1 protein-coding gene is annotated in these 1734 nt (G+C 44.9%); it reads right to left on the bottom strand.

Going from position 1 to position 1734, the window contains the following annotated elements:
- Positions 1-1015 precede the first annotated feature (1015 nt).
- The gene (locus B0185_RS09205; protein ID WP_000431908.1) at positions 1016-1606 is read right to left on the bottom strand and encodes a replication/maintenance protein RepL; all 591 of its coding nucleotides are present in this window, start codon (positions 1604-1606) and stop codon (positions 1016-1018) included.
- Positions 1607-1734 lie beyond the last annotated feature (128 nt).

Here is a 1734-nt window from a genome sequence, read left to right as displayed (position 1 = left end):
TCTGAATTTTGTAAGTTATTGATTTTAAATGACTTTTTAATTTTCTCTCTATCTATATCTAAATACTCGCAAATTTGCGAGTATTCTGCCTATTTTTTAATCGAAATTTCCTCTGTTTGGTAATGTTAGGCTGGGGGGGCAAAAGCCCCCCCAGACCCCCCCGCAGAATTGCGGGTAAAACGGAGCGGAGGGGAGTGGCGTAGCTCCGACCCGTAGATCCGTGCAGGGGGTAGGTCAAGGAGGGGGATTCCCCTCTCCTGCGAGCGATTCGGTAGGTTTTCAAACCGTACGAATCTATGCTCGCTTAAATAGGCAAATCGGAGTGCGGTGGGTGGTTCAGAAAGCCAACGAGCTGAAGGCGAGGCGGAATGAGCGTAGCGAATGGAGAACCCCATAGGGCTTACCGAGCGTAGCGAGATATTTTGCTTGCAAAATGTGGAGTAAGTCCACAATCTTGCAAAAGATTGGGGCTAGTAATTGAAGCTTGGACGGAGTGGGATCGGTTGGTGGAATGCCACCGAAAAACGCAATAGGAAAGCCATAGAAGTGATTTTGCAGGTAAGGCTTATTTTAAATCGAAGGATTTGGTTTAAGTGCCTTAAAATCGATTTGAGGAGGTTTAAACATCATTTTTAAAATTCTTAGACGGAGTGAGAACCTTGGATAGGGCTGTTCGCCCGTAAGAACAGGCGTGGGGCTTGTCTTGGTGAAATGCAGGGTGTGGAGCGGTTAGCGGTCAAGGTTCGCCAAAGGCGACCCGTAGGGCTTGACCTTGACGGCTAAGGGAGCGAAACGCCCATAATGACACCAAGACAAACCCCAAGACGTTATTTCACGCTCTGAGCGTGATTCTGTATCGCTTTGTTCAGCAGGAGGGGGGCAAGGCTTGTGATTTTATCTCGAACGGCACGCCCAACGTGTCAGCCACTCCGAGCAACTACCGAGCAGGGTTATCGGGCGAATAAATTCGCCCTACCGTCAGGAGGAATTGCACGGCAATTCCCCCCGACACCCCCTACATCAACGTGCGGTAATCAAGTTCGGGATCTTCTAGCTCTTCAGGTTCGTATTCGTCAATATCGTCAGGAATGCCCTGCTGGATTGATTTTCCGATTAACGAGTTAAGTTCGTGAGGAATGTTGCGTAGCTTGCGATCTCCCTCGAAGTCTGGATTTTCGGTAGAAGTTGCAACTACGGTTGATGAAAAAATCGCATAATGCCGCTGATTGTTAGCAGCTCTCCAAGCTATTTGAGCATTGACGCAATACGCCGTAGCACTTCCAACTTTGACAGTATCGATCCAATTATTGTCCTTGAGGTGCTTGATCGCTCTTGCGACTGTAGGTCTAGAATAGCCTGTAACCTCCATAAGCGTCTGATATGAGCATATTACGGAATTGTTGAGCTTACCCATCTTTTCGATGAAGAAAAACAAAATTTGAGCTGATACAGGGCTTTTCTGAATAAGTCCCTGAATAGCTCTGAGCGAGTTATCCTTGATTTGAACAAAATTGGCATTTTCCTTTGGTGCTAACTTAGGATCAATATGATGTGTACTTGATTGTTTTTCGGTCGATTTTTGATTATTATTTGAGCTATTTTCCATAGATACTCACTAGTTAAAAATATGATACAATCAGTATCACATACTTTACATTATGTATCAAATATTTTCATTTTTTAAAATCAGAGTATCATCAATAGTGATACTCCCCAGTATCATCTAGATGATAC

The organism is Haemophilus parahaemolyticus, assembly GCF_002015035.1.
GTDB classification, from domain to species: Bacteria; Pseudomonadota; Gammaproteobacteria; order Enterobacterales; family Pasteurellaceae; genus Haemophilus_A; species Haemophilus_A parahaemolyticus.
The sequence above is the reverse complement of the archived record's forward strand: the minus strand, read 5'-3'. Positions and strand labels throughout refer to the sequence as shown.